Raw genomic sequence first — 22,576 nt, 5'->3', positions numbered from 1 at the left:
ATCCGTAGGCGCCGGGTGGCCGGCGAAGGCATCCGGCCCGAAACCGCGCAACCCCTGTTCGCCGGCAAGCCGGCTCCTACCCTCCAAGGAACTCAGCATGAGCCTACTGACACGCCTGTTGGCGCGGGGCACCGTGGTGCTCGCCAACTCGGCCAACAAACTGCAATCGCTGCAAATGCGCCTTACCGCCGGCGAGGTCAACGACGACATGGAGCATTTCGAGCCTTACGGTTTCACCAGCAATCCCCTGGCCGGCGCCGAGGGCATCGCCACCTTCCTCGGCGGCGACCGGTCACACGCGGTGGTGCTGGTGGTGGCGGACCGGCGCTATCGCCTCAAGGCCCTGGCTGCCGGCGAAGTGGCGATCTACACCGACGAGGGCGACAAGATCCACTTCAAGCGCGGGCGGGTCATCGATATCGACACCGCGACCTTGAATATCCGCGCCAGCAGCGGCGTCAACATCGACAGCCCGACCCTGAGCATGAGCGGCAAGATCGTCTCCCAGGGCGATCAGGTCGCCGCCGGCATCAGCCAGATCAACCACGTCCACAGCGGCGTGCAACCCGGCCCGGGGCAGACCGGCGCGCCGGTGGGAGGTTAAGCATGTTCGCCACCTATGACCTGAAGAACGCCCTGACCCGGGCCGTGGAAATCAGCCTGTTCACCTGGCGCCGCGCCGCCGATGACGATGCCCTGGACGACGATCAGCGCTATGGCTGGTGGGGCGACAGTTTTCCCACGGTGGCCGACGACCGCATCGGTTCGCGGCTGTGGCTGCTGCGCCGGGTCAAGCTGACCCGGCAGACCCAGCTCGACGCCGAGTTCTATGCCCGCGAGGCCTTGCAGTGGCTGATCGACGATGGCCACTGCAACGCCGTGGAGATCATGACCGAGCGCCTCGACGCCCAGCGTCTGAACCTGCGCACGGTGCTGATCCTGGCCGACGGCGAACGCCTGGACCTCAACCCCACTCACAGTTGGCAGGTGACCTATGCCGTTTGAAACCCCTTCGCTGCCGGTGCTGATTCAGCGCACCCAAAGCGACCTGGCCAGCGACTCGCTGCGCCAGTCCGATGCCCAAGTGCTGGCCCGCACCCTGAGCGGTGCCGCCTTTGGCCTGTATGGCTACCTGGATTGGATCGCCGAGCAGATCCTCCCGGACAAGGCCGATGAGTCGACCCTGGAACGCATCGCTGCGCTGCGCCTGAACCAGCCGCGCAAGGCCGCCCAGGCGGCCCGTGGCAGCGTCAGCTTCAACGCCGCGGCCGGTGCCGTGCTGGATGTCGACACCCTGCTGCAGAGCAGCGACGGTCGCAGCTACAAGGTGACGGCCGCCCGCACCGCCATCGCGGGGCTCAACAGCACCACTATCCAGGCGGTCGATGGCGGGACCCTGGGCAATGCCGATGCGGGCCTGGAATTGACCGCGGTGCAGCCGGTGCAAGGCATCGGCAACGCATTCACCGTCCTGGCCCCGGGGCTGACCGGTGGCGTAGCCCGGGAAAGCCTCGAGTCCCTGCGCTCCCGGGTGATCCGCTCCTATCGGATCATTCCCCACGGCGGCTCGGCGGACGACTACGAAACCTGGGCCCTGGAATGCCCGGGGATCACCCGTGCCTGGTGCCGGCGCAATTACCTGGGGCCGGGCACTGTGGGCCTGTTCGTCATGCGTGACGATGATCCGCAGCCGATCCCCAACGCCGAGCAACTGGCGCAGGTTCAGGCGTATATCGAGCCGCTGCGCCCGGTGACCGCCGAAGTGCATGTACTGGCCCCGGTGATGCTGCCGGTGACCTACACGTTGCGCCTGACCCCCGACACCAGCGCGGTGCGCGCCGCGGTCGAGGACCAGCTGCGCGATCTGCACAGCCGCGAGGCCGGCCTGGGCCAGACCCTGTTGCTCAGCCATATCCGCGAAGCCATCAGCAGCGCCACCGGCGAGCAGGATCACCAACTGCTGGCGCCCTTGGCCGATGTGCCGGCGGCGAATAATCAGTTGCTGGTATTCGGAGGTTGCCAATGGCAGCAATAAGAAGCGCCGCCCAGTACCAGGATCAGTTGCGCAGTCTGCTGCCCAGCGGCCCGGCCTGGGACCCGGAGCGGGTGCCGGAGCTTGAGCGAGTGTTGCAGGGCATCTCCCAGGAGCTGGCGCGCATCGACGCCCGGGCCGTGGACCTGCAAAACGAAATGGACCCGGCCAGCGTCAGCGAACTGGTGACCGATTGGGAAAAGGTCATGAACCTGCCCGATCCCTGCCTGGGCCTGACCCCGCTGTTCGAAGACCGGCGCCTGGCCGTGCGCCGCCGTCTGTTGGCGGTGGGCAGCCAGCGCGCTGCCTACTTCGTCGAAATCGCCCGCAGCCAGGGCTACCCCAATGCCAGCGTCACTGAGCTGAGTACCCCGCGCATGGGCCGCTCACGCTTTGGTCATGCGCATTTCGGCACCTGGCGCGCGAACTTCATGTGGACCCTCAATACCGGCGGCCGCCTGCAACTGGGCCGGCGTTTCGGCGCGAGCTATTGGGGCGAACGTTTTGGCATGAATCCGGGGAGCGCCCTGGAGTGCCTTATCCATCGCAGTACACCGGCGCATACCCAGGTGTACATCAACTATGACTAGAGAAGACAAGAACAAGTGGATTATCCGAAAAGTGTTCCCAGCGTAGGGCTGGTGAACGGCAAGTTTGTCGACGAGAACCCGGTCACGGGGCAAGTCGGCTCACTGATTTCCTCGCAATGGGGAAACGCGGTTACCGACGAATTGCTCAATGTGATTCGTGCGGGTGGGAAGGAGCCGGCCGAGGCCGAGCACGACCAGTTGCTGGCGGCGATCAAGGCGATCGTCCGGGATTCGATACCGCCAGAGAAGATTCGCAGCACCTTGGCCGAGTACGGCATCACCGACGCCTACACCAAGTCGGTGACCTACACCAAGGCCGAGATCGAGGCACTGTTGAAGAACATGTCGGCCCTGCCGGTGGGGGCCATGGTGCCGTTTCCCAAGGGCACGGTGCCGGCGGGGTTCCTGGAGGTGGATGGTAGTGTGCAGAGCGCTGCGACTTATCCGGATCTGGCGGCTTATTTGGGAACGACCTTCAACACCGGTGGTGAAGGGGCGGGGAATTTCCGTTTGCCGGAGTCGCGGGGGGAGTTTCTGCGGGGTTGGGATCATGGGCGGGGGGTAGATGCTGGGCGGGCTCTGAGTAGCTGGCAGCCCGACGAATTGAGGAGTCACAAGCACGCGCTTGACGCCAACGTCGTTACCGAAACAGGGGCTGGATACGCTGGCGGTATTGCTACCGATGGCAACAAGTACCTGACAGAAACCGCATTCTCAGGTGGCATGGAAACCCGACCTAGAAACCTCGCGGTGATGTGGTGCGTCAAAGCCTGGAACGCACCGACCAATCAGGGAAACATCGATGTTGCTGCTCTGGCCGTTGATGTTCGTAATGCACAGAAAAATGCTGTGGTCGGGATTTGTAAAGGTCTGAAGGTTTCTGCTTCCGGGCTCAGTTCGATCGTTAATGTGGTGGCTGAGCAGTTGGTGGTCGGTAACGATTTGTCGTTCAAGACACTGGGTGATGTGACTCTCAAGATCAACGCTACGGCCATCGGCGCCAACGGACTGGATACAGGGGTGCTGACCGGTTCCACCTGGTACAGCGTCTGGGTGATATGGGGTGGTGCTGGGGTTGCGGGTTTGCTGTCGCTCAGTGAGAAAGCTCCTGTGCTACCTGTGGGTTACACCCACAAGGCCCGGGTCAGTTGGACGCGAACCGACCCCACGGCAAACAAGTTTCTGTTGTCGTTTATTCAGGCGGGTAACTGCGTTCAGTACAAGGTGGTTCCGGGTTCCAATGTGCAAAATCTGCCGGTCATGGCTTCTGGGGTTGTCAGCCCCGCTGCGGATGTTGCCGTCTCTGCTTTTGTTCCGCCGACGGCGGCAAAAATTTCACTGACTGCCGGTACCAACAACGGCTACGTTGGCTTTGCCCCCAGCAGTGGCTATACCGCGCAAGCACCTGTTTATTTGAATACCGCAACGCTCAATGCTGCGCCCTTTGTCGGCGGTTATAACCCGTCTTCGCCGGTACCTACTGCTAATGGTCAGTTTTTGCTGGAAGGACCAACGATTCGATTCGGATCTTTTGCGGCGACAGGTGTTTTGCAATGTATTGGATGGGAGGACAACTTATGAATGGTTTTGCAGTTCGAGCCGATGGCCGGGGTTGCAGGGCGGTGGACGGTGTCGAGCACTTGCTGGAAGGGGAGGTTTTCTCAGTCGAATATCCGACTCTCGCTCTTAACGCTACCGATAGGTTGGCATTGATTGCCGATGAACGATTCAGGCGTGAGGAAGCCGGTATCGTTGTACAAGGCTTGGCTATTCAAACGGATCGTGCAAGCCAGGCAAAGCTCACTCGAGCCGCAGTATGGGCAAGTCGAGATGCCAACTACGTAATCCACTGGAAGTTGGAAAATGGCTCTTTCGTACAGCTCGATGCACGTCAGGTACAGGTTTGTGATAGTGCCGTTGATGCTTACGTACAGGCTTGCTTTATGCGTGAGAGCGAGTTGGTTGATGCTGTTGATGCTGGCTTGTATGAGGCGTCGATGCTCATTGCAGGTTGGCCGGCTGTTGAGTTTTCCGCAGCGCCCGAATTGTTGTGACAGCGCTTCATTGATGTTTTTGGTGGTTTGCGAGTTACCTGTTTCAACCCTCTGATTACCTGGACGATGCTAAAGGCATTGTTTCCGACTCCTCGTCCTTCGATGGGGCATTTCACCTTTCTTACCTTTTGATAAGTCCCGATGCGGATCTCTCTAGTCAACTGTCGATGCGATTCAGTTCGTTATCGGTTTGACCAGAGTTCGGCATCTGGGCGAGTTGATGCACACGGCACATTGAGATCGTTCCAGGCCTAGGCCTGGGGTCTCTGACTTATTGGTTACCCATCTACCTTGCGTTGGTGGGTTTCAATTTCAACTAGAGGACAGACGAGTGGATTATCCAAAGAGTGTGCCCAGTGTCGGGCTGGTTAATGGGAAGTTTGTCGACGAGAACCCGGTCACGGGGCAAGTCGGCTCACTGATTTCTTCCGACTGGGGAAATGCGGTGACCGATGAATTGCTCAACGTGATTCGTGCGGGTGGGAAGGAGCCGGCCGAGGCCGAGCATGATCAGCTGCTGGCGGCGATCAAGGCGATCGTCCGTGATTCGATTCCGCCGGAAAAGATCCGCACCACCTTGGCGGAGTACGGGATTACCGATGCTTATACCAAGTCGGTGACCTATACCAAGGCGGAGATTGAGGCGCTGCTGAAGAACATGTCGGCCCTGCCGGTGGGGGCCATGGTGCCGTTTCCCAAGGGCACGGTGCCGGCGGGGTTTCTGGAGGTGGATGGCAGTGTGCAGAGCGCTGCGACTTATCCGGATTTGGCGGCCTATTTGGGCACGACCTTCAACACCGGAGGCGAGGGCGCGGGTAACTTCCGTTTGCCGGAGTCGCGGGGAGAGTTTTTGCGGGGTTGGGATCATGGACGGGGGGTGGATGCGGGGCGAACGCTTGGCAGTAGCCAGACGGATGCGTTGCAGAACATCACGGGTGAGTCGTCAACGTTTCCTACAGGGAGCACCGCGCCACTAAACAGTTCGGGAGTGTTCAAAACGAATGCTCGCTCTGGTGTACCTACTGGTATTGCTGGAGGTGGGGCCTGGAGTTCCGCATCCATTGATTTTGATGCAAGCCGAGTGGCCAGAACGGCTGCAGAAACCCGCCCTCGCAACCTGGCGGTTATGTGGTGCATCAAGGCCTGGAACGCTCCCGTCAATCAGGGAAATATCGACATTGCTGAGTTGGCTTTGCAGGTCCAGAGGCAGAAACCGATAGCGATCGTCGGCGGGTATAAGAGTCTGGCCGTTTCGGCTTCGGGTCTGAGTGCGCTGGTAAATGTTGCGGCTGACCAGTTGATTGTCGGGGCAGGTCAGTCAGTGTATTCACTGAGCGGTGTCAATTTGAGCTTCAGTGGCCTAGCCTCGGGGGAAAACGGGATAGATGTCGGAGAATTGCTCCCATCGACCTGGTATAGCGTTTGGGTGATCTGGAACGGTAATGCACCGGCCGGCTTGCTGTCACTGAGCGCGACGGCCCCGAAGTTGCCGGCTGGCTATACGCATAAAGCACGAGTCAGCTGGGTTAAAACAGATGCGACGGCCAACAAATATCCGCTGAACTTTATCCAGAATGGCAGGCGTTGCAGTTACAGAATAACGCCCGGCAGCAACGTCCCTGGCAATGTCGTCATTTCGGCGGGAGTACAGGGGCACATCAGCATTCCGACCTATGTCGCGATTCCAGTAGCGCCATTTGTACCCCCTACAGCCGTCACCATTCATATGGCGATGACGGGGACCAACAGCACGCAGATGGTTGCCCCCAATGATAGTTATGGTGGGTACACGAGCCTTACCAATCAGCCATTGGTGTTTTATGCAGCATCTCAACACCTTGCGCAGTACCAGCTACAACTGGAAGGCCCGAACATCTATCGCGCCGCCCAGTACGCTGGAGATCGTTTGACCTGTTTGGGATGGGAGGACAGTTTATGAGTTTTGCAGTTCGTAATGATGGTCAAGAATGGCGTCCGGTTTCGGGGGCTGACCAGGTGGGCTCTGATGAGTGGTACTGCATTGGCATTCCCCCTGATCCAGTTCCGCTCCCGCTGACAACAGAAGAGCTGGCCGCCGCCGAGCGCTCCTGCCGTGACAAAGAACTGGCGAGGGTCGCGTGGTTGCGGGATCGTCATCGCGATCAAATGGAGATATCGATGGCCTCCACGCTTTCTTCTGAGCAGTTCGTGCAGTTGCTGGTGTACATGCAGGCACTGCGCGACTGGCCGCAGTCAGTGGGGTTCCCTGAATTATCTTCGCGACCGGTTGCGCCATCCTGGATTGCCGAACAGGCCCAATAAACGCCCCGCACCGCCGGGGCGTTTTCTTATCCGACTTACAAACACAGAACATGCTTATTACCGAACAACAACTGCAACAAATTATGCCTAACGCCCGCCGCAAAGCGGGCGTTTTTGTTTCTCCACTCAACACCGCCATGGCTCATCGGCAGATCGATACGCCGAAGCGCCAGGCGGCCTTTCTTGCCCAGATCGGTCACGAATCCGGGCAACTGCAATACGTGCGCGAGCTGGGCAGTGATCAATACCTGAGCAAGTACGACACCGGCACGCTCGCGGCACGCCTGGGCAACACCCCCGAGGCCGATGGCGACGGCCAGCGGTATCGCGGGCGTGGGCTGATCCAGATCACCGGGCGTAGCAACTATCGCCAGTGCAGCCTCGGGCTGTTTGGCGATGAGCGCCTGCTGGAGTTGCCCGAGCTGCTGGAGCAGCCGCAATGGGCCGCCGAGTCGGCGGCCTGGTTCTGGGAGCGCGGCGGGCTCAATGCCCTGGCCGACCGCGATGAGTTCAACAGCATCAGCCGTCGCATCAATGGCGGTTTGAACGGCTTGCAGGATCGCCTGCAACTCTGGGCCAGGGCGCGGGCGGTGCTGTGCCTGCCCGTGGTCTGAGTTCATGGGGAGACGGGCACCTTCTGTAGCCGCTGCCGTAGGCTGCGATTGGACCTGGAGGGAAGGTCCTGCGGACCTTTTCGCAGCCTGCGGCAGCGGCTACAGGGATTTTTGCAGGCCATTTGATGCATTTCACATCGGTCAAGGGAGGGCGTGATGAATATCCGCAGTTGGCTGGCTCTCGCCGTCGTAGCTGGGTTGCTCTATGCCCTTGGCTTCGTCAGCGGTGCCGGCAGCGAACGCAGTAAGCAGCAGCGCCTGGACGAGGCTCGACTGCAACAATCCTTCGAGCAGGGCCAGGCGTTGGGCAGGGTCAAGGAGAAGGTGGTGGTCGAGTACGTCGATCGCGTCGTCAAGGTCTATCAGGCGGGCGCCACTATCACCAAGGAGGTTCCTATCTATGTTTCGAAAGCGGCTGATAACGCCTGCGTTGTACCTGCTGGTTTTGTCCGGGTGCACGACGCCGGTGCCGCCAACCTGCCCGTGGCCGCAGGCCCCGGCGTCGCTGATGACGCCGCCTCGGGCCTTGCACTCTCTACCGTCGCCGCCAGCGTCGTCGACAACTACAGCCAATGCCACGCAAACGCCGAGCAACTGAAAGCGTTGCAGCAGTGGGTGCGAAAGTCTCAGGCGTTGTTGCAAGGTGCCCCGGCGATGCACTGACGGCCTTGAGACATTTATGAGATGGATCGCTGCCGCGGTGTGGGGCAGTTGAAATCAAATGGACTTGTCGATGTTAAAAGAATGCAGATGTGGTCATTGCAAACGACTGCTCGCCCGTGTGGGTGACTTTACCGAGCTCCAGATCAAATGTTCCCGCTGCGGAACCTTGAATCATGTGAAGGCCTCGAGCCTTGGGCAATCGCCTTTGAGCGACATGAAAACGCCACTCTCAGTGACGGACCATTCCACTCAAAGGTGAAAAATATGAACGCAGTAACCATGGGCAAGCACTTCATTACCGTATTCCCAAAAGGGATTGTGGAGATCGTTTCGGCCGCTCAAAACACCGGTGGCTTGATCATCCAGACGGGGTTGATCAAGACCTCGACCGGTGTTGTCGATCTGTATGTGGGACCGACCGGCTCTTCCATCTCCAATTCGGCCGTCATCTTCTCTGGCAACGGCTCTAGCATTTCCGGCAGCGACTCCGAGATTGTCATGCCGTACCCGATCCGTATTCCCGCAGGCCAGGCATTGTGGGCATACGCATCCACTCCGGGTGGCGCGATAGCTTTGACTTGGGACTTGCTGGCCTGACCTGGCTGCGCAGAGAAGAGGGATCAACGGGCGCCGGTGCTTTTGCTCATTTCGGCAGGCTTTGATCGCTGGACTAGCCGCGTCAGCTTGGTGGCTGGCGCTGTTCCTGACGCAATGATGGACTGTTCGCGCCAGATCCTCTGAAGCCTTGTTCCAGAGCCGTTGGTTTTCCTGACAGCTTGTCACTTGCAAGCCTTCTTTCCTGGTGTACGGTAAGCACACGCCAGCCCCATCAGGAGAGAACTGTGAAAGAAATTACCCAGCTTGCCGCTGAACTCGGTCGGCGTCTGCAGGTTCTGAATGCCCACGTCACCACGGCGGAGTCCTGCACTGGCGGCGGGATTGCCGAGGCGATCACGCGGATCCCGGGCAGTTCGGCCTGGTTTGAGGCCGGTTATGTCACCTACTCCAACCGCCAGAAGACCCTCCAATTGAATGTGCCGGCCGATTTGTTCAATTCGGTTGGTGCGGTCAGTCGTGAAGTGGTAGAGGCCATGGTCCGTGGGGCACAAGCCAAGAGTCATGCGCATTTTGCGGTGGCGGTCAGTGGTATCGCTGGGCCGGATGGCGGTTCTGCGCAGAAGCCGGTGGGTACGGTTTGGCTGGCCTGGGGCGCGGGAGAGACGTTGACCTCCGAGTGTCGGCACTTCCCCGGGAATCGCGATGAGGTTCGCCGACAAACGGTGAAGGCCGCGCTAGAGGGGTTGCTGCAACACGCTGCAGCAGAAATCGCAAATCAGGGGTAGGCGATCCTCGAGCGCTGTGGAATAATACTGGCTACTTATACAGGTGTTGGCCGTCAGGCCTTATTGATTACGTGAGGACTTTAATGGACGACAACAAGAAGAAAGCCTTGGCTGCGGCCCTGGGTCAGATCGAACGTCAATTCGGCAAGGGTGCCGTAATGCGTATGGGCGATCATGACCGTCAGGCGATCCCGGCCATTTCCACTGGCTCTCTGGGTCTGGACATTGCTCTGGGCATTGGCGGTCTGCCAAAAGGCCGTATCGTTGAAATCTACGGCCCTGAGTCGTCCGGTAAGACCACTCTGACCCTGTCGGTCATTGCCCAGGCGCAGAAAGCCGGTGCCACTTGTGCCTTCGTCGACGCCGAGCACGCTCTGGATCCGGAATACGCCGGCAAGCTGGGTGTCAACGTCGACGACCTGCTGGTTTCTCAGCCGGATACCGGCGAGCAGGCCCTGGAAATCACCGACATGCTGGTGCGCTCCAACGCGGTTGACGTGATCATCGTCGACTCCGTGGCGGCCCTGGTGCCCAAGGCTGAAATCGAAGGCGAGATGGGTGACATGCACGTTGGCCTGCAAGCCCGCCTGATGTCCCAGGCGCTGCGTAAAATCACCGGTAACATCAAGAATGCCAACTGCCTGGTGATCTTCATCAACCAGATCCGTATGAAGATCGGCGTGATGTTCGGCAGCCCGGAAACCACCACCGGTGGTAACGCGCTGAAGTTCTACGCTTCGGTTCGTCTGGATATCCGTCGTACCGGTGCGGTGAAGGAAGGCGACGAGGTAGTCGGTAGCGAAACCCGAGTCAAGATCGTCAAGAACAAGGTGGCTCCGCCGTTCCGTCAGGCCGAGTTCCAGATTCTTTACGGCAAGGGTATCTACCTCAACGGCGAAATCATCGATCTGGGCGTGCTGCATGGTTTCCTGGAGAAATCCGGTGCCTGGTACAGCTACCAGGGCAACAAGATCGGCCAGGGCAAGGCCAACTCGGCCAAGTTCCTGCAGGACAATCCGGAAATCGGCAACGCGTTGGAGAAGCAGATCCGCGAGAAGCTGCTGACCGCTTCGCCAGACGTCAAAGCCAATCCGGTCAAAGAGACCGAAGACGATATGGCCGACGCTGATATCTGATTGATCCAATGACCGCCGTACTCGATACCCTCGTCGCGGTGCGGCGAACAGCAATGGACCTGCTCGCGCGACGCGAGCACGGTCGAGTCGAGCTGACGCGTAAACTGCGTCAGCGCGGCGCTCCTCCTGAAATGATCGAAGTCGCCCTGGACCGTTTGACGGAAGAGGGGCTGCTGTCCGAATCCCGTTATCTCGAAAGTTTTGTTTCCTATCGTGCGCGCTCAGGTTACGGGCCGATGCGTATTCGCGAAGAGCTCAGCCAGCGTGGCTTGCAGCGAGGTGATATCGATCTTGCGCTGCGCGAGTGCGGTATCGACTGGCAAGAGCAGTTGCGAGACGTCTGGCAGCGCAAGTTTGCCGGGCAGTTTCCTGTGGATGCCCGTGAACGGGCCAAGCAAGGGCGCTTTCTGAGTTATCGCGGGTATTCTATGGACATGATCGGCCGTCTATTGAGCGGCCGAGGGATGGATGACTGAAGTTGTACCCGCTGCCTGGTGCAGCGGGTGATGGTGCAGGTCAGCTGACTTTGCTGGTTTCTCGTGCGCGCTGGCGGGTCTCGGATTGTTGCCTGGTCCAGTTCTCCGGCAGGTTGATAAAGTCGATCAGTTCCCGCAGGCGGCCGTTGTCACGAGCTTTGAAAACGAACGATAGCCGCGTCAGATGGCTGAACTGAACTTCGTCGTGCTCCTCTCCACTGTAGGTATGTTGCCGAAACTGGCCACTCAGGCACAGGTCGGCGAATGCTGTCTGCATGTGTTCCAGCGCCTGCTCATTGAGGCTGTGGTTCATGCGGATGACAAACTCCTGTTTCAGCCAGCGGCTGGAGTGGAAGTTGGCGTAGAACTGCTGGATTTCCTTAACTGCTTCTTCGGTGCTGTGTACCAGGCGCACCAGCTTCATGTCGCTGGGCAGGATGTAGCGATTGGCCTCCAACTGGTTGTGGATGAAGTCCAGAGCGCCTTGCCAGAACTGCCCACCAGGTGCGTCCAGTAATACCACCGGTACCAGAGGGCTTTTGCCGGTCTGGATCAGGGTCAGGACCTCCAGGGCTTCGTCCAGGGTGCCGAAACCACCAGGGCAAAGCACCAGGGCATCGGCTTCCTTGACGAAAAACAGCTTGCGTGTGAAGAAAAAGTGGAACGACAGCAGGTTTTCCGTGCCGCCCACAGTGGGGTTGGCATGCTGTTCGAAGGGCAGGGTGATGTTGAAGCCCAGGCTGTGCTCCAGCCCTGCGCCATCATGAGCCGCTGCCATGATGCCGCCGCCAGCGCCGGTGATCACCATCAGGTCCGAGCGGGCCAGGGCCGCTCCCAGTTCCTTGGCCATGGCATAAAGCGGATGTTCGCTGGGCGTTCGCGCCGAGCCGAATACCGTCACTTTGCGCCGGCCCTTGAACTGTTCCAGTACCCGGAAGGCATGTTCCAGCTCGCGTAGCGCTTGCAGGGTAATCTTGGCGTTCCAGCGGTTGAGGTCGTCCTCGGCCATGCGCAGGACGGTGAGAACCATGTCGCGGTAGAGGGGGATATTCGGGCTGTTGGGGGCAATCTGGTTGAGTTGCGCTTCGACCTGGCTTGTGAGGTCGACGCCCTTGCTTTGGAAATGACGAGTTAACAGGTCATTCGATTGGTAAGGCATTCAGCTTCTCCTTCTGCACAGAACCTTGTGCACGGCCGAGGTATTCGAACGTGCCACGACACAGCCTGTGTCGCTGCCTGCTCAGCCCAGCGTGTGAGCAACTCTCTTGACCCGATCACTGCTGACCGTCGCTGGGCAGCAATCGAGGTATCCACAGAGGTTCTGCTTTCCTTTATTAAGAAAAAATGCACTGCAAGACGCACAAGAACGGCCTCCTGAACCGTCCTGGAACAGTCGATGGGAACCTTCGGACATGACTTGATCATGTGCCCATAAAGTCTTGGCTGGCAACCGCTTCTTAGTGAATTTAGCGGTCTTGGCACCATTGGTCAGGCGCCGCGGCAAGGGCTCGAGCCTCTGATTTACTAAAGTGCAGCGCTTGGTTCAGGAGCCGGCTCCAGGAAGGGGGCGCGGCCATCCGTCCGTGCAAGCCGAGGGCAGGGAGGCAAGGGATGACCACTGTCGTGTTGGAAGTCGATCCGCAGTTGTACCAGCTGTTGCAAGCTGCGGCGGCAGCCCATCATTTGAGTCTTGAGGAAGAGTGCCGGCGTCGCTTGGCGGGGGAGGAGCGGCCTTCGCGATATCTGCAGGCCCTGGTAGCGGAGTTGCGCGCCGATGATCAGCAGCGGCGCGCGTCCCGTCCTTGATTCACTTCTTCTTGGGCGTGTTTTGGGAAGGGCAATCCGATTCCTGGAAGCGCGCCGAGGCTACAGGGCGATTGGTGCGGTTTTCGGTGAACTCGTAGCGCATGACTGCGCCTTTGGCCATCAGCTTGCGGTAGTTGGGGTTACGGCAGACGCTGGCACCCAGCTGCAAGTAGACGGCCTTGGGGTTGGCGCGCATTTGTTCGGCGTGGCCGGCCTGGACGCTGAGGTGATTGATCAACTCCTTGCCTTCAACGGTATAACCCTGATCGAGAATGTTCTCGTTGACTTCCCGGGGAGTGCCGACGTTGCTTTCCGCAGCGACCTTCTCCAGCATTTTGCTCAGTTCGAACTCTTGCAAGGACGCAGCCTGGACACCCAGGGGCAAGGCCAGCAGAAGGGCGACGGTAGGGATGGTAAAGCGCAACATGAAACTCTCCTGGTGCAGTGACTGATGCTTCGACCAGCCACTCGACTGTGCGTTCAGTGGCGACGAATTATAGGGGGAGAGCTAGGAAGGCGGTACAGGTTTGAACAGATGGCTCTGATAAACTTGTCCGACTTTTTACCCCTTCGAGTTATTTCCGTGTCTATTCCTGTCCTTTGCCGGTGTGCTCAGCGATGAGCCATGCGGTATCCCGTCTACGTGATCTGCGCATGGCTCGTGCGGTCAAACCCTTTTTTGCGCGGGGCTCACGCGCTGAGCGCTGCCCGCGTTGCCGAGTGATTCCCAGCCATTGCCTGTGTGCCTGGCGGCCCAAGGTCAGCGCCGAGTCGGCCATGTGCCTGGTGATGCACGATGTGGAGCCGCTCAAACCGAGTAATACCGGCTGGTTGATCGCTGATGTGATTGCCGATACCTGGGCGTTTCACTGGTCCCGTACCGAAGTCGATCCGCAATTGCTGGCCTTACTGGCTGATCCGCAGTGGCAGCCTTATATCGTCTTTCCCGGAGAGTTCGTGGCCCCCGAGCGAGTGGTCAGCGAGGTCCGGCAGGAGGAAGGCAAGCGCCCGCTGTTCATTCTGCTGGATGCCACCTGGAGCGAAGCCCGCAAGATGTTTCGAAAGAGCCCCTATCTTGAGCACTTGCCGGTGCTTAGCCTGTCATCGGAGAAGCTCTCGCGCTACAAGTTGCGGCGCTCCAAGCGTGATGACCATTTCTGTACCGCCGAGGTAGCTGCCCTGTGCCTGGAGTTGGCGGGGGACGAGCAGGTTAGCCAGGTCATGGACGCCTACCTTGACGTATTCAGCACTCATTACCTGTCGGCGAAGTTCCAGAAGGCCATCGATCCTCTGGATGAAGTGCACTCCCGGCTCAAGCCCTTTGTGTAGTGGCGGCGCTGGCCTGGGGTTTTTGCTGCCATAGCTGGGCCACCAACATGCCGCTGAGCATGAGTGCGCAGCCGAAGTAACCGCGCAGCTGCAGTGATTCATCCAGCAGCCAGGCCCCGGCGATGGCGGCAAACACGGCTTCGAGGGACAGGATGATTGCCGCGTGGGAGGCGATCGCGTCCCTCTGGGCAATCACTTGCAGGGTGTAGCCGATGCCGACAGCAATCACGCCCCCGTAAAGAATGGCCGGACCGGCGGCGACAATCGCGTTCCAGTGAATCGGCTCCAGGCACAGCGCAAGGATCAGGCTCACCACCGAACAGGTGGCAAATTGTAGGAAGGCCAGGCGAATCGGGTCGTGGCGGCTGGCGAATACGCCCACCAGAATCACGTGTGCGCCCCAGACAAAGGCGCCGATCAATTGCAGCCAGTCGCCGGACGCAACGTGAAAGCTGTCGCTGACGGTCAACAGGAACATGCCCACCACGGCCAGCACCGCGCCGAGCCAGGTACCTAGTCCCGTCTTGTGGCCGATCAGCAGTCCCAGCAGCGGCACTACAATGACGTAGAGCCCGGTGATGAACCCAGCATTGGTTACGCTGGTAAACATCAGACCGACCTGCTGCAGGTTGATCCCCAGAGTAAGGGCCAGGCCCATGAGTACGCCGCCCAGCAACAGGCCACGATTGAGCAGGGGGGCGGGGTGGCGATCGGCGGGCGTTCTGCGTAGTACCAGTGGTAGCAGGCAGAGTGAGCCCAGAGCAAAACGCAGGCCGGAATAGAGGAAGGGGCCGATATGATCCATGCCGGAGGATTGTGCGACAAACGCAGCCCCCCAGATGACAGCGGTGATCAACATCAGGACATCGGCACGCAAGGCTTGGCTTCGCATGAGGGCTCTCTTATTAGTTAGCTGGCTAAGATGCCGCAAAGCTTCACGCTTGACCACCCTGGCTTCGCTGGGCATGCTTGGCGCCGATTAGGGCGCCAGCGCTGTTTGAACCACCGTTTTGCTCAGGCTTTTCGCGGTGTTCGTGCTCTTTGGGTATCGCATTCTGGCGAGCCCCCATGTTGCTGGGTGAGGGCTGAATGCATCAGTCCTGCCATGAAAAACAGGATCATTTGAAAAATGGCCACATACGAAATCCTGATTGCCGATGACCACCCGCTTTTTCGCAGTGCACTGCATCAAGCTGTCACTCTGGGCTTGGGTCCTGATGTGCGTCTGGTGGAAGTGGCGAGCATCGCCGAGCTGGAAGCCCGCCTCACCGAAAAAGCTGACTGGGATCTGGTGCTGTTGGACCTGAACATGCCTGGTGCCTACGGTTTTTCTGGCCTGGTGCTGTTGCGCGGGCAGTATCCGCAGATTCCGGTGGTGATGGTTTCGGCGCAGGAAGAAGCGTCCGTCATGGTTCGTTCCCGCGAGTTCGGGGCCAGCGGTTTCATTCCCAAGTCCAGCTCCCTGGAAGTCATTCAGCAGGCGGTGCGCAGCGTCCTTGATGGTGACGTCTGGTGGCCGCCGCAAGCTTTTGAAGAAGTCAGTGTTTCGGCGGAAGCCAAGGCCGCGAGCGAAGGCCTGGCAAGCCTGACGCCTCAGCAGTTTCGGGTACTGACCATGGTCTGCGAGGGGTTGTTGAACAAGCAGATCGCTTATGAGCTGAGTGTTTCCGAGGCGACGATCAAGGCTCACGTGACGGCAATTTTCCGCAAGCTCGGGGTTCGCACCCGTACCCAGGCGGCCTTGCTCTTGCAACAACTTGAGTCAATTTCCAGCCATTAACCCACGGGTTGTTCACGCTTTTTTGACTTTGGTTGAACTAGTTTCCCCACTCCTTTTTTCAGTTGCTCAGCTTATGTCGCCTTTCAAAGGTCAAACCGGTCTTAAACGCATCCTTAACGCCGCCGGCTATTCGTTCGATGGCTTGCGCGCCGCCTTCACCGGCGAGGCGGCATTTCGTCAGTTGGTGTTGCTCAACGTGATTCTGATTCCCTTGAGCTTCCTGCTCAACGTCAGCCGGGTCGAGCGCGCGCTGCTGATTGCCGTGTGCCTGCTGGCGCTGATCGTCGAATTGCTCAACTCGGCGGTGGAGGCAGCGATCGACCGGATTTCCCTGGATCGTCACCCGTTGTCGAAGAACGCCAAGGACATGGGCAGCGCGGCGCAGTTTGTCGCCCTGAGCATGATCACCATCGTGTGGGCCGTGATCCTGATCTAAGGAATGCTCGGCAGGACGATTTCGTCGCTGCGCTGTACCCCGGCGGTAAAGGAGCGGCACAGTTCGAGGAACTCGCGCATGGCTGAAGTCTGATACTTCTGTTTATGCCAGATGAAGTAGAACTGCCGGGCCAGATCCAGGCCCGGTGTTTCCACTGGCACCAGGCTGCCACGACGAAAGGCATCTCGCAGCGCCAGCCTGGAGATGCAACCAATCCCCAATCCCGACTCCACTGCACGCTTGATGGCCTCGGTGTGCTCCAGTTCCAGGCGGATGTTCAGCGCGCTGCGATGATGACGCATGGCCTGGTCGAAGGTCAGGCGGGTCCCGGAACCCTGCTCCCGGAGAATCCAGGCTTCGTGGGTCAGCTCCTCCATGGTGGCGTGGCCGCGTTTGGCCAAAGGGTGCTGGGGCGCGCAGAACACCACAAGCTCATCCTCGACCCAGGTTTGCACCTCGATATCCGGGTGACTGCAGTCGCCTTCGATTAGACCCAGATCAATTTCGTAGTGGGCCACCTGTTGCACGATATGCGCAGTGTTTTGCACATGGAGCTTCACCTGGCTTTCCGGATGCACCTGCATGAAGCTGCCGATCAGCAGGGTCGCCAGGTAGTTGCCAATGGTCAGGGTCGCGCCCACCGACAGCGAGCCGAATCCGGACTTGCCATTGAGCAGGTCCTCGATCTCCTTGGCCTGGTCCAGCAGTGCCACCGCTTGTGGCAAAAGCTGTTTGCCCAGGGCGTTGAGGCTCAGGCGCTTGCCGGCGCGATCAAACAGCTGGCAACTGGATTGGCGCTCGAGTTCGGTGATCGAGGTGCTGGCCGCCGATTGCGACAGGGCCAGAAGCCCGGCAGCACGAGAAACGCTCTCTTGCTGGGCGACGGCGACGAAGACTTGCAGTTGACGGAGAGTAAATCGCATATCGATATAACCGATAACCCTTATCTTAATAATCCAGTTAACAGATATTGTCGCCGCCATTAGAATGCTGTGCAATTGCGCTCATGGTTAGCGCAGGCAATTTCTAGGAGCCCCCGTACATGAGCAACATGAACCACGAGCGTGTCCTCAGTGTTCATCACTGGAATGACACTCTGTTCAGCTTCAAGTGCACCCGCGACCCGGGTCTGCGCTTCGAGAACGGTCAGTTCGTGATGATCGGCCTGCAACAGCCCAATGGCCGTCCGCTTATGCGTGCCTACTCCATTGCCAGCCCGAACTGGGAAGAGCATCTCGAATTCTTCAGCATCAAGGTTCCAGACGGTCCGTTGACTTCCCAACTGCAGCATCTGAAGGAAGGCGACGAGATCATCATCAGCAAAAAGCCTACCGGCACCCTGGTGCTGGATGACTTGAAGCCGGGCAAACACCTGTATCTGCTCAGCACCGGCACCGGACTGGCGCCGTTCATGAGCGTGATCCAGGATCCGGAAACCTACGAGCGTTTCGAAAAAGTGATCCTGTGCCACGGCGTTCGCTACGTCAACGAAGTCGCCTACCGCGAGTTCATCACCGAGCACTTGCCGCAGAACGAGTTCTTCGGCGAAGCGCTGCGTGAGAAGTTGATCTACTACCCCACCGTGACCCGCGAGCCGTTCGAGAACGAAGGCCGCCTGACCGACCTGATGCGCAGCGGCAAGCTGTTCCGCGACATCGGTCTGCCACCCATCAACCCGCAGGACGACCGAGCCATGCTGTGCGGCAGCCCAAGCATGCTGGAAGAAACCAGCGAAGTGCTCAACAGCTTCGGCCTGACCGTTTCGCCGCGCATGCGTGAACCGGGCGACTACCTGATCGAGCGCGCCTTCGTCGAGAAGTAGAAGCGAGCTTGCTCGCGAAGACCGTCCAGGCAGCGCATTGGTGCTGACTGGGCGGCTAGCAGACACAGAAAAGCCCGCGTTGCCTGGGAAGGCAACGCGGGCTTTTTCGTTTCCGGGGTTCAGCCCGCCGGGACCACTTCCAGCACCCGGATCAGCCCTGGCTCGGGGTAATGCCAGCGCACATCCAGATCCCAGAACTGCGCACCGTATTCCCGCTCGGCAGTGGGCACCTGATAGGCCGGGCGCGGGTCCTGGGCCAGGCACTGCTCGATGAGTTCCACCAAGGGCTCCTGCAGGCGCTGAGCGTGGGTCTGAGCCTGTTGCAAAGCAATGTCCTGCCACTGCACTGGTATCAACTGTGGTGCAGCGCTGGCGATGTCATTGCTCGCCGTGGCAATGATGTCGGCGTAAGGCACATAGGGCTTGATATCGAGGATCGGCGTGCCGTCCAGCAGGTCGATGCCGGAGATCCACAGGCGGTTGGCCTCGACCTTGTCCAGCTTGACCACCGATTGGCCGATGCCGTTGGGGCGGTGGGTGGCGCGGGTAGCGAAGACCCCCATGGACTTGTTGCCCCCCAGGCGCGGCGGGCGCACCTTGAGCCGCGGCTTGTCTTCCAGGGCCTGGTGAAACAGGAACAGCAGCCAGACGTGGCTGACCTGCTCCAGCCCTTGCACCGCGTCGCCCTGATCGAAGGGCGCCACCAGCTCCAATACGCCGCGAGCGGCCGGGGCCAGTTGCGGTTGGCGCGGGATGGCGAACTTCTCCTTGAAACAGGAGCGCACGAAACCGATGGGCGAAACGCTGTAGGTCATTTGGCAAGCCTCAAGCTTTGAGCGATAAGCCGCAAGCTACAAGCCTTGAACTTGCAGCTTGAAGCTTGCAGCTGCCTTAAGCTCTAACCCGCAGGGTCAGGCCCTTGAGGAAGTTGCGCAGCAACTGGTCGCCGCAAGGGCGGTAGTTGGTGTGGCCGAACTTGCGGAACAGCGCGCTCAGCTCGGGCTTGGACACTGGGAAGTCGGCGGCCTTGAGCACGGCGTGCATGTCGTCTTCCTTGAGCTCGAAGGCCACGCGCAGCTTCTTCAGGATGATGTTGTTGGTCACCGGCAGTTCGATCGGCAGCGGCGGACGGCTTTCATCCTTGCCGCGCTTGAAGATCACCAGGCCGTCGAGGAAATGCGCCATGACTTCGTCCGGGCAGTGCACGAAGCCTTCTTCCTCGTCCTTCTTCAGGTAGCTGACGATGTCGTCCAGGCTGACCTTGAAGCCGGTGAGCTTGATGATCTCCACGACCTTCTTGTCGCTGATGTCGAGCATGTAGCGCACGCTGCGCAGTACATCGTTATGAATCATGGTTACAGTCCTGATCAATGCGCGTTGAGCGCCGCGCCAGGGCACGGCGTCTGAATGGGGGCGGCTTTAGAACTTCTCTTTGGCCGACAGGTAGCGCCACTGGCCCAGCGGCACTTTGCCGATGGACACGCCGCCGATCCGGATGCGGCGAATGGCGACGACCTTGAGGCCGACGGCTTGGCAAAACAGTGCGATCACACCCGGCTGCGGATTCTTCATGGCGAAGCGCAGGCGGTTCTCGTTCTGCCAACTGGCCTTGACCGGCGGCAGCTCGCGGCCCTTGTAGGTCAGGCCGTGGTTCAGGCGGTTGAGGCCGTGGTCGATCATCTCGCCTTCGACCTCGACCACGTATTCCTGCTCGATCTTGGCCGCATCGGCCGTCAGCTTGCGCAGCACTTTCCAGTCCTGGGTGAACACCAACAGGCCGCTGGCATTGGGTTGCAGGTCTTCACTGGCGGTCAGGCGCAGGAAATGCCCGCGCAGCGGACGTTTGCCGTAGCGGTGCTCGTCCGACAGGCTGTCGGCGCTGATGGACTGCATGGCGCTGTCCAGATCCTGGCCGGCGGGCACGTTGAGCAGGATGGTTACCGGCTCCGGGGCGGTGGCCTTGGCCTCGGGGTCGAGGACGACCTTTTGCGTGCCGACCTTGAACTGCGGTTCGTCGATGACTTCGCCGTCTACGGTGACCCAGCCGCCCTCGATGAACAGCTCAGCCTCCCGGCGGGAGCAGCCGACCAGTTCGATGAGGCGTTTGGAGAGACGAATCGGGTCAGTCATGTCAGGGGCCGTATCAAAAGAGGGCGGCTATTGTACCTGCCTGGCGCCGGTTAATCGCGGGTCCATTTGCCCGCTGTGGCTTTTAGCCGCGTCGGGCCTGCAGTTGTGGTTGTTTCAGGCGCATGTGCAGCAACGGGTAGGGCTGGCCCATGCCGTCCTGTTCGGAGCGGCCGACCACCTCAAAGCCCTGCTTGAAGTAGAAGCCCAGCGCTTGAGGGTTCTGTTCATTGACGTCCAGTTGTTGGGCGTTCAGGTGTTCCACTGCATAGTGCAGCAGTTGCCGGCCCAGGCCCTGGCCGCGATGGGCCGGGTCGATGAACAGCATCTCGATCTTGCCCGCTGCCACGCCAGCGAAACCGGTGATGCGTTGCCGCTGATCCCGGGTACAGATCAGCATCACCGCATCCAGGTAGCGGGTCAGCACCAGGTTTCTCAGCAGCTCTATATAGCTGTCCGGGAGAAAGTCGTGGGTGGCGCGAACCGAGTCTTCCCAGACACGGACCAGTTCCGGGTAGTCGCTGACTTTCGGTGTGTGGATGACCGAGTGGTGGCGCATGCCGCTTGTCCCTGAGGTGATTGGCAAGGGCTAACGATAGACCGAAAAAAGCCCCGCATCTCGTGGCGAGAGCGGGGCTTGGCAGTTTTTTTACGCCTTACAGGGTTTCGGCCCAGAGGTCGTATTCGTCGGCGTCGGTGACCCGGCACCAGACCTTGTCACCCGGCTTCAGGTCGCCCGCACCGTCGATGAACACGTTGCCGTCGATCTCCGGCGCATCGAAGAAGCAGCGGCCCACGGCGCCATTCTCGTCGACTTCATCGATCAGCACTTCGATTTCCTTGCCGATGCGCTGTTGCAGGCGTGCCGAGCTGATTTCCTGCTGGTGCGCCATGAAGCGCTCCCAACGGTCCTGCTTGACCTCGTCCGGGACCACTTCCAAGTCCAGGTCGTTGGCCGGTGCGCCTTCCACCGGCGAGTACTGGAAGCAACCAACACGGTCCAGCTGGGCTTCGGTCAGCCAGTTCAGCAGGTACTGGAAGTCTTCCTCGGTTTCGCCAGGGAAGCCGACGATAAAGGTCGAACGGATGATCAGCTCCGGGCAGATCTCGCGCCAGGCCTTGATCCGCGCCAGGGTCTTGTCTTCGAAGGCCGGACGCTTCATGGCCTTGAGCACTTTCGGGCTGGCGTGCTGGAACGGGATGTCCAGGTACGGCAGAATCTTGCCGGCGGCCATCAGCGGAATCAGCTCGTCCACGTGCGGGTACGGGTACACGTAGTGCAGGCGCACCCACACGCCCAGAGTACTCAGGGCCTCGCAGAGCTCGGTCATGCGGGTCTTCACCGGCGCGCCGTTCCAGAAACCGGTGCGGTACTTGACGTCCACGCCATAGGCGCTGGTGTCCTGGGAGATCACCAGCAGTTCCTTGACCCCGGACTTGACCAGGCGCTGGGCTTCGTCGAGCACATCGCCCACCGGACGGCTGACCAGCTTGCCGCGCATCGACGGGATGATGCAGAAGCTGCAGCTGTGGTTGCAGCCTTCGGAAATCTTCAGGTAGGCGTAGTGCCGTGGGGTCAGCTTGATGCCTTGCGGCGGCACCAGATCGATCAGCGGGTTGTGGTCCTGTTTCGGCGGCACCACTTCGTGCACGGCGTTGACCACTTGCTCGTACTGCTGCGGGCCGGTCACGGCCAGCACGCTAGGGTGCACGTCACGGATATTGCCTTCTTCCACGCCCATGCAGCCGGTGACGATGACCTTGCCGTTTTCCTTGATGGCTTCGCCGATCACTTCCAGGGATTCGGCCTTGGCCGAGTCGATGAAACCGCAGGTGTTGACCACCACGACATCGGCGTCCTGGTAGGTGGACACCACGTCATAGCCTTCCATGCGCAGTTGAGTGAGGATGCGCTCGGAGTCGACCAGAGCTTTTGGGCAACCCAGGGATACGAAGCCGACTTTCGGGTTGGCCGGCGCGGAGGGGGTGGACATGTCTAACCTCGGTATTGGGTATCGAATCACTTGGGGGGCAAGTGCGACGCTTGGGCGCTGGCTGCGCCTCTGA

At 59.9% G+C, this 22,576-nt stretch carries 29 protein-coding genes; 20 read left to right on the top strand and 9 right to left on the bottom strand.

The annotated features are described in order from the left end of the window. The first annotated feature begins 97 nt into the window (after window positions 1–97). The 15 genes from Q8O96_RS12140 (at window position 98) to recX (ending at window position 11,209) form a co-directional block, all read left to right on the top strand. Window positions 98–604 carry a phage baseplate assembly protein V gene (locus tag Q8O96_RS12140; protein WP_159896233.1) on the top strand — a complete coding sequence of 169 codons (507 nt, stop codon included), beginning with the start codon at window positions 98–100 and terminating at the stop codon, window positions 602–604. Window positions 605–606: 2 nt separating this feature from the next. After that, entirely contained in the window at window positions 607–1,005 is a 399-nt protein-coding gene (locus tag Q8O96_RS12135; RefSeq protein ID WP_305948846.1) for a phage GP46 family protein, read from the top strand. Further along, on the top strand, window positions 995–2,035 hold the full coding sequence (locus tag Q8O96_RS12130; protein WP_115581719.1) for a baseplate J/gp47 family protein: 1,041 nt from the start codon (window positions 995–997) through the stop codon (window positions 2,033–2,035). Before Q8O96_RS12135 ends, Q8O96_RS12130 begins: the two co-directional genes overlap by 11 nt. Further along, entirely contained in the window at window positions 2,023–2,622 is a 600-nt protein-coding gene (locus tag Q8O96_RS12125) for a YmfQ family protein (RefSeq protein WP_016965876.1), read from the top strand. Before Q8O96_RS12130 ends, Q8O96_RS12125 begins: the two co-directional genes overlap by 13 nt. A gap of 15 nt (window positions 2,623–2,637) precedes the next feature. Then, the gene (locus tag Q8O96_RS12120) at window positions 2,638–4,203 is read left to right on the top strand and encodes a phage tail protein (protein WP_305948845.1); all 1,566 of its coding nucleotides are present in this window, start codon (window positions 2,638–2,640) and stop codon (window positions 4,201–4,203) included. After that, window positions 4,200–4,676, top strand: coding sequence for a DUF4376 domain-containing protein (locus Q8O96_RS12115; RefSeq protein ID WP_305948844.1), 477 nt, complete (start codon window positions 4,200–4,202; stop codon window positions 4,674–4,676). Before Q8O96_RS12120 ends, Q8O96_RS12115 begins: the two co-directional genes overlap by 4 nt. Window positions 4,677–5,007: 331 nt before the next feature. After that, the gene (locus tag Q8O96_RS12110; RefSeq protein WP_305948843.1) at window positions 5,008–6,615 is read left to right on the top strand and encodes a phage tail protein; all 1,608 of its coding nucleotides are present in this window, start codon (window positions 5,008–5,010) and stop codon (window positions 6,613–6,615) included. Continuing rightward, window positions 6,612–6,977: a phage tail assembly chaperone gene (locus tag Q8O96_RS12105; protein ID WP_305948842.1), complete on the top strand. Its 366-nt coding sequence runs from the start codon at window positions 6,612–6,614 to the stop codon at window positions 6,975–6,977. Before Q8O96_RS12110 ends, Q8O96_RS12105 begins: the two co-directional genes overlap by 4 nt. A gap of 50 nt (window positions 6,978–7,027) precedes the next feature. Then, window positions 7,028–7,591, top strand: a complete 564-nt coding sequence (locus Q8O96_RS12100; RefSeq protein ID WP_305948841.1) for a glycoside hydrolase family 19 protein — start codon at window positions 7,028–7,030, stop codon at window positions 7,589–7,591. 156 nt (window positions 7,592–7,747) lie between these two features. Beyond that, complete coding sequence (locus Q8O96_RS12095) at window positions 7,748–8,254, top strand: hypothetical protein (RefSeq protein ID WP_102861422.1); 507 nt, start codon at window positions 7,748–7,750, stop codon at window positions 8,252–8,254. A 70-nt stretch (window positions 8,255–8,324) separates the two neighbouring features. Beyond that, complete coding sequence (locus Q8O96_RS12090; RefSeq protein WP_102861720.1) at window positions 8,325–8,513, top strand: Com family DNA-binding transcriptional regulator; 189 nt, start codon at window positions 8,325–8,327, stop codon at window positions 8,511–8,513. Between the two features lie 5 nt (window positions 8,514–8,518). Then, window positions 8,519–8,851, top strand: a complete 333-nt coding sequence (locus tag Q8O96_RS12085) for a hypothetical protein (protein WP_102861423.1) — start codon at window positions 8,519–8,521, stop codon at window positions 8,849–8,851. Between the two features lie 245 nt (window positions 8,852–9,096). Further along, the gene (locus tag Q8O96_RS12080; protein WP_102861424.1) at window positions 9,097–9,597 is read left to right on the top strand and encodes a CinA family protein; all 501 of its coding nucleotides are present in this window, start codon (window positions 9,097–9,099) and stop codon (window positions 9,595–9,597) included. Window positions 9,598–9,680: 83 nt separating this feature from the next. After that, window positions 9,681–10,733: a recombinase RecA gene (gene recA, locus Q8O96_RS12075; RefSeq protein ID WP_011059579.1), complete on the top strand. Its 1,053-nt coding sequence runs from the start codon at window positions 9,681–9,683 to the stop codon at window positions 10,731–10,733. An 8-nt stretch (window positions 10,734–10,741) separates the two neighbouring features. Next, the gene (gene recX, locus Q8O96_RS12070; protein WP_102861425.1) at window positions 10,742–11,209 is read left to right on the top strand and encodes a recombination regulator RecX; all 468 of its coding nucleotides are present in this window, start codon (window positions 10,742–10,744) and stop codon (window positions 11,207–11,209) included. Between the two features lie 40 nt (window positions 11,210–11,249). Here the strand turns inward: recX and Q8O96_RS12065 are convergent, their stop codons facing one another. Beyond that, the gene (locus tag Q8O96_RS12065) at window positions 11,250–12,368 is read right to left on the bottom strand and encodes an LOG family protein (RefSeq protein WP_305948840.1); all 1,119 of its coding nucleotides are present in this window, start codon (window positions 12,366–12,368) and stop codon (window positions 11,250–11,252) included. A 452-nt stretch (window positions 12,369–12,820) separates the two neighbouring features. On the opposite strand from Q8O96_RS12065, the gene Q8O96_RS12060 reads away from it, so the two are divergent. After that, entirely contained in the window at window positions 12,821–13,015 is a 195-nt protein-coding gene (locus Q8O96_RS12060; RefSeq protein WP_102861427.1) for a hypothetical protein, read from the top strand. Window position 13,016: 1 nt separating this feature from the next. Here the strand turns inward: Q8O96_RS12060 and Q8O96_RS12055 are convergent, their stop codons facing one another. Continuing rightward, window positions 13,017–13,442, bottom strand: a complete 426-nt coding sequence (locus Q8O96_RS12055) for a quorum-sensing-regulated virulence factor family protein (protein ID WP_102861428.1) — start codon at window positions 13,440–13,442, stop codon at window positions 13,017–13,019. Window positions 13,443–13,633: 191 nt separating this feature from the next. On the opposite strand from Q8O96_RS12055, the gene Q8O96_RS12050 reads away from it, so the two are divergent. Continuing rightward, window positions 13,634–14,344, top strand: coding sequence for a tRNA-uridine aminocarboxypropyltransferase (locus tag Q8O96_RS12050; RefSeq protein ID WP_102861429.1), 711 nt, complete (start codon window positions 13,634–13,636; stop codon window positions 14,342–14,344). Here Q8O96_RS12050 and Q8O96_RS12045 read toward each other — a convergent pair. After that, window positions 14,328–15,236, bottom strand: a complete 909-nt coding sequence (locus Q8O96_RS12045; protein ID WP_305948839.1) for a DMT family transporter — start codon at window positions 15,234–15,236, stop codon at window positions 14,328–14,330. The genes Q8O96_RS12050 and Q8O96_RS12045 overlap by 17 nt on opposite strands. Window positions 15,237–15,473: 237 nt before the next feature. Here Q8O96_RS12045 and erdR point away from each other — a divergent pair, with 237 nt between their 5' ends. Both erdR and Q8O96_RS12035 read left to right on the top strand, forming a co-directional pair. After that, window positions 15,474–16,124, top strand: coding sequence for a response regulator transcription factor ErdR (gene erdR, locus Q8O96_RS12040; RefSeq protein ID WP_102861431.1), 651 nt, complete (start codon window positions 15,474–15,476; stop codon window positions 16,122–16,124). Window positions 16,125–16,197: 73 nt separating this feature from the next. Continuing rightward, window positions 16,198–16,560 (top strand): diacylglycerol kinase, encoded by a 363-nt coding sequence (locus tag Q8O96_RS12035; protein ID WP_011059587.1) that lies wholly within the window; start codon window positions 16,198–16,200, stop codon window positions 16,558–16,560. Here Q8O96_RS12035 and Q8O96_RS12030 read toward each other — a convergent pair. Further along, window positions 16,557–17,483 carry a LysR family transcriptional regulator gene (locus tag Q8O96_RS12030; protein ID WP_102861432.1) on the bottom strand — a complete coding sequence of 309 codons (927 nt, stop codon included), beginning with the start codon at window positions 17,481–17,483 and terminating at the stop codon, window positions 16,557–16,559. The two genes, Q8O96_RS12035 and Q8O96_RS12030, sit on opposite strands and share 4 nt — an antisense overlap. A gap of 119 nt (window positions 17,484–17,602) precedes the next feature. Here Q8O96_RS12030 and fpr point away from each other — a divergent pair, with 119 nt between their 5' ends. Continuing rightward, entirely contained in the window at window positions 17,603–18,382 is a 780-nt protein-coding gene (gene fpr, locus Q8O96_RS12025; protein ID WP_016966062.1) for a ferredoxin-NADP reductase, read from the top strand. Window positions 18,383–18,501: 119 nt separating this feature from the next. Here fpr and tsaA read toward each other — a convergent pair whose 3' ends face one another. From tsaA to rimO, 5 genes are all read right to left on the bottom strand, one after another. Then, entirely contained in the window at window positions 18,502–19,197 is a 696-nt protein-coding gene (tsaA, locus tag Q8O96_RS12020) for a tRNA (N6-threonylcarbamoyladenosine(37)-N6)-methyltransferase TrmO (protein WP_207167158.1), read from the bottom strand. A 76-nt stretch (window positions 19,198–19,273) separates the two neighbouring features. Then, window positions 19,274–19,735 carry a DUF1456 family protein gene (locus Q8O96_RS12015; RefSeq protein WP_047284181.1) on the bottom strand — a complete coding sequence of 154 codons (462 nt, stop codon included), beginning with the start codon at window positions 19,733–19,735 and terminating at the stop codon, window positions 19,274–19,276. Window positions 19,736–19,801: 66 nt separating this feature from the next. Continuing rightward, window positions 19,802–20,512 carry an rRNA pseudouridine synthase gene (locus tag Q8O96_RS12010; protein WP_207167159.1) on the bottom strand — a complete coding sequence of 237 codons (711 nt, stop codon included), beginning with the start codon at window positions 20,510–20,512 and terminating at the stop codon, window positions 19,802–19,804. Between the two features lie 82 nt (window positions 20,513–20,594). Continuing rightward, entirely contained in the window at window positions 20,595–21,068 is a 474-nt protein-coding gene (locus Q8O96_RS12005) for a GNAT family N-acetyltransferase (RefSeq protein ID WP_207167160.1), read from the bottom strand. A 97-nt stretch (window positions 21,069–21,165) separates the two neighbouring features. Beyond that, a complete protein-coding gene (gene rimO, locus Q8O96_RS12000) occupies window positions 21,166–22,503 on the bottom strand; it encodes a 30S ribosomal protein S12 methylthiotransferase RimO (protein WP_047284184.1) in 1,338 nt (445 codons plus the stop codon). Between the last annotated feature and the right edge of the window lie 73 nt (window positions 22,504–22,576).

It is taken from the genome of Pseudomonas sp. LPH60 (assembly GCF_030718165.1).
Taxonomy (GTDB): Bacteria; Pseudomonadota; Gammaproteobacteria; order Pseudomonadales; family Pseudomonadaceae; genus Aquipseudomonas; species Aquipseudomonas danubii.
Note: the sequence above shows the minus strand (reverse complement) of the source record. Positions and strands in the feature narration are given on the sequence as shown.